5 protein-coding genes are annotated in these 8,375 nt (G+C 73.3%); 2 read left to right on the top strand and 3 right to left on the bottom strand.

The window, feature by feature from the left end:
- Positions 1 to 62: 62 nt before the first annotated feature.
- Entirely contained in the window at positions 63 to 2,666 is a 2,604-nt protein-coding gene (locus ACFZBU_RS15745) for a beta-glucosidase (protein ID WP_391584115.1), read from the bottom strand.
- Positions 2,667 to 2,727: 61 nt separating this feature from the next.
- Between ACFZBU_RS15745 and ACFZBU_RS15740 the strand changes: the two genes are divergently transcribed.
- Entirely contained in the window at positions 2,728 to 3,369 is a 642-nt protein-coding gene (locus ACFZBU_RS15740) for a TetR family transcriptional regulator (protein WP_391584114.1), read from the top strand.
- 48 nt (positions 3,370 to 3,417) lie between these two features.
- Here ACFZBU_RS15740 and ACFZBU_RS15735 read toward each other — a convergent pair whose 3' ends face one another.
- Positions 3,418 to 5,742, bottom strand: coding sequence for a hypothetical protein (locus tag ACFZBU_RS15735; RefSeq protein ID WP_391584113.1), 2,325 nt, complete (start codon positions 5,740 to 5,742; stop codon positions 3,418 to 3,420).
- 114 nt (positions 5,743 to 5,856) lie between these two features.
- Positions 5,857 to 6,759: an alpha/beta fold hydrolase gene (locus ACFZBU_RS15730; RefSeq protein ID WP_391584112.1), complete on the bottom strand. Its 903-nt coding sequence runs from the start codon at positions 6,757 to 6,759 to the stop codon at positions 5,857 to 5,859.
- A gap of 228 nt (positions 6,760 to 6,987) precedes the next feature.
- On the opposite strand from ACFZBU_RS15730, the gene ACFZBU_RS15725 reads away from it, so the two are divergent.
- On the top strand, positions 6,988 to 8,319 hold the full coding sequence (locus ACFZBU_RS15725; protein ID WP_391584111.1) for an ABC transporter substrate-binding protein: 1,332 nt from the start codon (positions 6,988 to 6,990) through the stop codon (positions 8,317 to 8,319).
- Positions 8,320 to 8,375 lie beyond the last annotated feature (56 nt).

The raw sequence follows: 8,375 nt of genomic DNA, 5'->3' as shown, positions 1-8,375 counted from the left end.
GCCGCGCCCGCACCGCGCGCGGTCGACCGGCCCGGGATGGACCGGCCGACCGCGAGCGAGGTTCAGGGCCGCGGACCCGGGTCCACCTCCAGGGTCGCCGTCAGCGGCAGGTCGGCGCTGGAGGCGCCCACGTGCAGTGTGTAGCGACCCGGTTCGGTCTCGCGGCAGCCGGCCTCCGCGGACCAGTGCTCGAAGGCGCGAGCCGGGATCGGCAGGTCGACGGTGACCTCGGCGCCGGCGGGTGCGCTCGCCCACGTGTAGCCGGCCAGCCACAACGCGGGCCGCTCCACGATGCCCTCGGCGCGGCTCAGGTACGCCTGGAGCAGCTGCCGGCCCGCCCGCGGGCCGGTGTTGCGCATCGTCACCCGGGCCACGAAGTCGGCGCCGGAGGCGGCCGTTTCGATCCCGACGTGCTCCCACGTGGTCCACCCCAGGCCGTGGCCGAACGGATAGGCCGGCGTCGCGCCCGCCCGGGCCCAGCCGCGATAGCCGATGTGGATGCCCTCGGCGTAGTCGAGCCGGCCCGCGATCGGCGTGGTGGACAACACCGCCGGATCGTCCTCGTGTTCGGGCCAGGTCATCGGCAACCGGCCGCCCGGCTCGCTGCGCCCGAGCAGGACGTCCGCCAGCGCCGCGCCGAACTCCTGACCGGGAAACCACGCGACCAGGATCGCCGCGACGTCCGCCCGCCACGGCAGCAGCACGGGGGAGCCGCTGTTGACCACCACCACCGTGTTCGGGTTGACCGCCGCGACCCGGCGGATCAACTCGTCCTGCCGGCCCGGCAGGCACAGATGCGAGCGGTCGCGGCCCTCGCTGTCGCTCTCCTCGGTGCTGCCCACCACGACCACGGCGACCTCGGCGTCGGCGGCGACCGCGACGGCGTGCGCAAGGTCCGCGTCCTCGTGCACCGGCGGCGGGTCCACGCCGAGCACGAACCCGGTCCCGGGACGCTCCGCGGCGAACTCGTGGCGCAGGTGCAGCTCGACCTCCCGACCGGCGGTCAGCTCCAGTACGGCCCAGCGTTCGGGCGGGGTGAGGATGCCGCCGAGCGGATCCTCGGTCACCAGGTCGTCGTCCACGAGCGGGACACCGTCCGCGAGCAGCCGGAAGAGGCCCACGCCGGCCACCCCGATCCGATGCGGCCCGTCCGCGCGGACCCGGAGCACGCCGACCGCCTCGATCGCCACGGCTCGCGCCACGATCGGATCGTCGAGCCACAACAGCCGTCCGCCGCCCCGCAGTTCCTCGTGCAGCAACTCGCCGCCCGGGCCGATGAAGCGCACCCACAGGCCGGGGTCGCCGGATTTGGGATCGTGCACGTCGGCGCCGGTGACCGCGGGCAGCCGGTGCCGGATGCGCGCGCCGACGGCATGGGTGACCGCCACGTCGGGCCCCAGCGCCGCGCGCAGCCCGGCCAGCGGGCTGATCGCGTACGGCGGGACGACCGTCGCGCTGCCGCCGCCCTGGATGCGCGGGGTGTCGGCATTGGGACCGAGCACCGCGACCCGGCGGAGCGTGTCCGGGGCCAGCGGCAGTGCCGTCCCGGTGTCGCGCAGCAGCACCATGCCCGCCGCGGCCGACTCGCGCAGCAGCGCGGCGGGGTCCGGCACCGGTCGCGCGGGCGCGGGCGGTGGTGCGATCGCGGGGAGCGCGCCGACGCGGGCCGCGAGCAGCAACAGCCGGCGTACCTTGCGCTCCACCGCCTCCTCCGCGACCAGGCCCGCGTGTACCGCGGCCACCAGCGCGGCGCCCCACGGCCGGTCCGGCCCCGGACCCGGCATCGCCAGGTCCAGTTCGGCGCGCCCGGCGCCCTCGGTGGAGCGGGTCGCGAACCAGTCCGAGACGACCAGCCCGTCGAAGCCCCACTCGCTGCGCAACGGCGTTTCCAGCAGCGGACTTTCGGTCATGGTGATGCCGTCCACGCTGTTGTATGCGGCCATCAGCGCCCAGACCCCGCCCGCGCGCACGATCTCCTCGAACGGTGCGAGGTGGATCTCGTGCAGCGTGCGCTCGCACATCCGTACGTCGACCGAGTAGCGCTCGGTCTCCGAGTCGTTGGCGGTGAAGTGCTTGACGGTGGCCGCCACGCCGCCGGCCTGGATGCCGCGCACCAGCGCCGCTCCGATCCGACCGGACAGGAGCGGCTCCTCCGAGTAACACTCGAAGTGGCGGCCGGCGTACGGGCTGCGCTGGAGGTTGACGGTCGGGCCGAGTACGACGTCCACGTGTTTGCGGCGCGCCTCGATCGCGAGCAGGCCGCCGAGCCGCTCGACCAGTTCCTCGTCCCAGGACGCGGCGAGCGCGGTCGGGCAGGGCAGCGACGCGGACGGCTCGCGCTCGTCGAAGCGCTCGCCCCGCACGCCCGCCGGTCCGTCGCACAGCACCATCTCGCGCAGCCCGATGGCGGGTTCGGCGGCGGTTCGCCAGAATCCCGACCCGGTGAGCAGGCGGACCCTGGCTTCGAGATCGAGGCGGGCCAGGGCCGCGTCGACGAGTTCACGGGTGCGGGCGTCCGGTGCCCTCGGGCTGTACACGGGAGTGGGTGTGGGCGTCGGGACGAGCGTGGGCGTAGGGGTGGTTTCCGGCGACTCGAAGGCGCCGGACGGCTCTTCGGCCGAGGACGGGGGAAGGGTGCGGTCATCATGACCGTTGGCCTGCGACACGCGGGGCAGACTACATTCAATACATTCCAGGTGGAATGCTTTCACGAGGGGAGCCGGACGGATGTCGGATCGCACGGGGGCACGGGGCCCGTACGCGCGAGGTGTCGCGCGGCGGCAGGAGATCGTGCACGCGGCGCTGGAGGTGTTCGCCACGCGCGGGTACGACGCGGTCTCGCTGCGCGAGATCGCCGCCCAGGTGGGCCTGTCGCATACCGGCCTGCGGCACCACTTCGCCTCGAAGGAGGACCTGCTCACCGCGGTACTGCGCTACAAGGACGAACTGACCCTGACCCCGGACGAGCCGGTGGACGTCTCCGGCATCGCCTGGGTGCGGGCCAGCCGGGACGTGGTCGCGCTCAACGCCCGGCAACCGCTGCTGATCCGGCTGTTCGCGACGTTGTCCGTACAGGCCACCGATCCCGCGCATCCGGCCCACGCGTACTTCGTCGAGCGCTACCGGATCGCGCGCGAGATCGCCGCCGGGCATCTCGCGCAGGCCCGGGACGACGGCGACATCGCCGCCGACGTGGACGCCGAGCACTGCGCCGAGCTGATGCTGGCCGCGATGGACGGCCTCCAGGTGCAGTGGCTGCTCGAACCCGACCGGGTGGACATGGTGGCCGCCTACGGACAGTTCCTGGACCGCTTCCTGGCGGTGCTCGCCGTCCCGCTGCCCGAGGGCGGCGGAACGGCGAAGCGGTGACCGGGAGACGGGCCCCCGTCGGTGCGGCGGGCAGGAGGTACGTCCCGGTCAGTGCGTCCCGTCGGAGGTGAGCCGCCGCCGGTCGGTTCGGCGGATGTCGTGTCGGCCGGCGGGGTAGGACCGGCCGGCGTGCACGAACGGCACCGGGCTGTGCACGCTCAGCAGCGTCGGCGTCACCGCCACCTCGATCGGGCCCGCCGGGCAGGGCACCGCGCCCGAGGCCCGGGTCAGGTCGCCGAGCGCGGGTTCGATCCGGGCCACCGCGAAGCCCGGTTCGGCCGGTTCGACGCCGAGTACGCGCGTCATCAGATCGCGGGTGGGCGTGGCGGACCAGCCGTGGCTGATCGTGCCGCCGTACCAGGTTTCGCTCCACGAGGTGTCGCTGCGCGCGAGCAGCGCCGCCCAGTCCAGGCATAGGCCGGCGATCAGATCGGCCCGGCCCGCCCGGGCCAGCGCGTCGTGCACCACGTAGCGGAAGAACGGCTGGGCGCGCACCACTTGACGATCGGCGTCCCACCACGGCGCGGGCGGCCCGGCCCGCAGGTGTGCGCCGCCGACCTCGGTGTCCGAGCCCGGTTCGGCGGGCCCGTCCGGGGCGCTGAACGCGGCGTGTACGAGGTCCTTCTCGGTGGTGAGCACCTCCACCAACCGCTCGATCCGCTCGGCCGGCACCAGACCGCCCACGATCGCCGCCGCCTGGCCGTGCTGGGACGCCATCGGGCGGCGCTCGCCGTCCGCGATCGAGTCGGCGTAGCGCTCCCGTTCCGGATCCCACAGGCGTTCGAAGCCCGCGGCGAGCTGGGCATGCGCGGCACGCGCCCACTGCGCCCGGCCCCCATCGCCGAGCCAGTCCGCCAGTTCGGCGAATTCCAGCAGCGCCCGGCCCCACAGGCCGCACAGCGCCGCCGAGATGCCCTCGGTGTGCACGGCCGACCAGTCGATGATCACCCAGCCGAACACGTCGGTGGGCACGCCGGTGTCGTCCAGGAACGGCACGAACCAGCGCAGCACCCGCTCGGCCACCGGCAGCAGTTCGGCGATCTCCTCCCGATCGCCGACGTAGCGGTACAGGTTCCACACCGAGTGCACCCAGTGCAGCGCCCAGTCCGGGATGACCGTGAAGTCGGCCCACTCGGCGTCCCCGGCCACCGCCATCGGCAACATCCCGTCCGAGCGCGGTGACGCGGCCAGCCGGGGATGCCAACGAGCCAGTCGCCAGTCGGAGTTGGTGGTCAGGTCGACCATCTGGTGCACCACCGCGTCGCCGGTCCAGGCCCGCTGCTCGCGGGTGGGACAGTCGACGTAGGCATCCGCCGAGCACAGCGTCACGGTGCGCCGGCCGACCCGCCAGATGTGTTCCAGCCGCGGATCCGAGCAGGCGAACCAGGCGTCGCCGGTGACCGGATAGGTGCGTTCGCGGACCGCCACGCGGTGCACGGTGACGCCGTTCGGGGCCTCGACCAGGACGCCGCGCAGACCGTAGGAGTCGAACGATTCCAGTACGCGGCGGGTGCCGTCGGCGGTCACCGCCAGGCTCGCGTCGTGCTCGCCGGGCGCGGGCCTGCCGCTCGGGTCCACGAACTCGGCGGTGTGCACCACGATTTCGGCGCCGGCCGGGCCGTGGGCGTCGACGACCAGGGTGCCGGAGAGCACCTGCTCCGCCGTGTACGCACCTGCCGGGCCCGGGGTCAGGATCGTCTCGCGCGGGTGTGCCCAGGTGATCGGCCGGCCGCCGAACGGGCCGCCCGGGTAGCTGGGCGGCTCGGGCCGACCCGGCTCGCCGGTGGTCATCGCGCGCCGCAGTACGGCCGCCGGCCAACCGGGATCGTGGTCGGGGTGCTGCCAATCGGCGGGCAGCGTACGGGCGTCGAGCAACTCGCGACCGCGCCCGGAGACGGTGCCGCCGCCGGGGGTCGCGGTCCACCCGTCCAGGACGCGGCCCTGCCAGCGCTCGTCGGTGACGAACCACGCGTCCGGACCGAGCCGGGCCTCCAGCACGAACGCCCCGTGTACCAGGTCGTTGCCGAACGGCGACGGCGGCAACCACCACGGAGTCGGCCCGTCGTGGATCCAGGCGAGCGCGGTCACCACGTTGGCGCCCGGCCGCAGATGGGCTGCCAGATCGAGATCGTCGTACGGTCGGATGCGCGGATTCGCGCGCACCGGCCCGCGCGCCACCTCGACCCCGTTCACCGCCAGGGCGTACCCGGACAGCGCAACCACGCGCGTGGGCACCCGCTCGGGCACCCGCTCCAGATCGAGCACGGCCCGCAACGCGACGGCATGCCGCCCCTGTGGTCGCCCACCCTCCGGCTCGGCCCAAATCCACCGGGCCCGCCACCGCCCGGGCGGAAAGTCGGTACTGACGATCACGCGATCGTCCTTTCGTGTCGGAAAACAGGGAAACCGGGGCCGGCCTGCGAACGGCCCCTGGGGGCGGACGATCCGCGGGCGAGCGAGGTGAGGGTGGGGAAAGGGGCCGTGCCGCTACCGGGCCAGGTGCTCCCGGACCGCGGCCAACCAGGCGTCCGGGCGCTCCGTTTGCGGACTGTGCTTGGCTCCCGCGACGACGCGAAGCTGCGCCCCCCGGATGCCCGCGGCGAACTGTTCGGCCGCGCCGCGAAGCCGGCGGTCGTGTTCGCCGACGACGACGGTGACCGGGCAGGAGAGTTCGGCCAGCCGGCCGGCCAGCGACGGGTACGCGCCCAGCGCCCGAGCGCAGCCCACGAAGGCGGCCGGGTCCATCCCGGTGATCGCGCGGGTCTGCCGCTCGCGCTGGGCCGGCACCTCGGGCGTGGCGTCCGCCGGTGTGCGGGTGAACGGCTTGAGCACCCTCAGCAGCGGGGCCAGGCCGAACCGGCCCACCACCGCGTTCATGCCCGCGCCGAGCACCCGCAGCAGCGGCGTGGAGGTGGGCTCGGCGGCGGTGTCCATCAGCACGAGCGAGCGCACCCGGTCCGGGTGGGCCAGCGTGTACCGCAGCGCCAGGACGCCGCCCATCGAGTGGCCGAGCAGATCGAACGGCTCGGGCAACATGCGCTCGACGAACCCCTCCAGATCGGCGGAGAGGTGATCGAAGGTGTAGGCGGATCGGTCGGCGAACTTGGTGCTGTCACCGTGCCCGCGATGGTCGTACGCGAGCACCCGTCGATCCCGCGCCAGCAGCGGCGCGACACCGTCCCAGTCGGCCAGGCTGCCGGCGAATCCGTGCAGCAGGAGCAGCGGGGCCGCGCTCGGGTCGGGCTCGGTCGAGGGCAGGTCGCAGTAGCGCAGATCCGCCGCGGAAAAGGGTGGTCGAGGGGGGTCGGAATGGTGCGATTCGGCCCCGCCGGGTGTACCGCCGGCGAGGAGTCGGGATGATGCCGTCCACGAAAGCCTTCCATCTGGCATGTATTCGATGTTAGCGTCCCGCCGACGTGATGTGACACACAAATCCCCCCGGATTCGTCGGAGCCAGGGCCTCCGGCCGCCATGCCCGCCACGGATCCGCCCTCGCACGACGGCACTCCCGGCGCCGCCCACCCGATCGGGCCGACCCCGTGCTCGTCGACTCCACCGCCGTCCCACTTCCGAACCACCCGTGATCCACTGCTTCCTTCGAAGGACAGGTGAGCCGTTGTGTTGCTCCGAGGAGATGGACCCGCTCCGGCGCGACGTATCGCAGTAGGCGTCCTGCTCGCCGCCTTCGGCCTGACCGCTTCGGTCGGCTGTTCGGTCGAGAAGAAATCGGACGACAAGAAGCCCGCCGGCCCGGCCGCCGCCCCGAGCGGCCCGGCGCGAGGCGTTACCGACACCACCGTCAGGCTCGGCGTCGCCGCCACCGATCCGGCCCAGCTCAAGGCGTTCGGTGTACCGAGCGAGGGCCCGGCGAGCAAGGACCTGTACGCCGCCTGGGTCGCCGCGCAGAACAAGCGCGGCGGCGTCCAGGGCCGCACCATCGAACTCGCCTTCCGCCCGTTCCTGCCCACCGGGCCGGCCGAGGCGCAGGCCGCGTGCGTGGAACTGAGCGAGGACAAGAAGGTCTTCCTGGCCATCGGCATCCTCACCGGGGACACCCCGCTGTGCTTCACCGAGACGCACGGCACGCCGTACCTCGGCCAGTGGGGCCAGTCCGCCGAACGCGATCGCCGCTCCAAGGCACCCTTCGTCGCCCTGGAGATGGCCGACGACCGCCAGCGCGCCGCAGCGGTCAAGGCACTGCTCGACCAGAAGCTGCTCCAGGGCAAGAAGGTTGCGCTCTACTGGGAGGCCCAGGACGCCGCCGTCACCAAGAACACCGTCAAACCGCTCCTGGACGCGGCCGGTGTCGAGGTGGTCACGCAGACCCCGCTGGACGACTACGGCACCGACCAGGCCGCCGGTGACCAGGCGTTGGACACCCTGGTCCAGAAGATGCGCTCGTCGGGCGCCGACACGATCCTCAACACGTCCAACTTCTCCAACCTGATGATCGCGCTGCAACGTGCGAACTGGCTGCCCGAGCAGGTGTACGCGACCTCGGCCCAGGCACTGAGCCCGGCCGTGGTCAAGACCACCGGGATCAAGCCGGCGACGATGCAGCGGGTGACGGTGGCCGCGCCGTACATCCCGACCAAGGCGGAACTGCTCGCCGATCCGGCGGTGACGACGTGCGTGGACGAGTACAACGCGGGCGGCGGCGAGCGCTTCGACGCGGCGGCGGCGAGCCGGGAGAGTCTGAGCGCGGTGGCCAACTCGTGCGCCGCGTTCCGGCTGTTCGTCCAGGCCGCGGACGCCGCCGGCCGCGATCTGACCGCCGCATCCTGGCAGCGCGGCGCCGAATCGTTGACCAAGCTCGCACTGCCCGGCATGCCGCTCGCCTCGCTCGCCCCCGGCAAGCACAGCGCCGGCGACGCGGTGGGCGTGTACCGCTGGGACGCGGCTCAGAACCAGATGCTGCCGGCGGGGCCACCGATCTCCGCCACGAAGTGACGACTCCCCGCCACGGCGTGACGACGTGACGAGGGCCGAGGCACGAGGCGCCGAAT

Origin of the sequence: Embleya sp. NPDC008237, from assembly GCF_042956465.1 — a bacterium.
Lineage (GTDB): Bacteria > Actinomycetota > Actinomycetes > Streptomycetales > Streptomycetaceae > Embleya.
The sequence above is the reverse complement of the archived record's forward strand: the minus strand, read 5'-3'. Positions and strand labels throughout refer to the sequence as shown.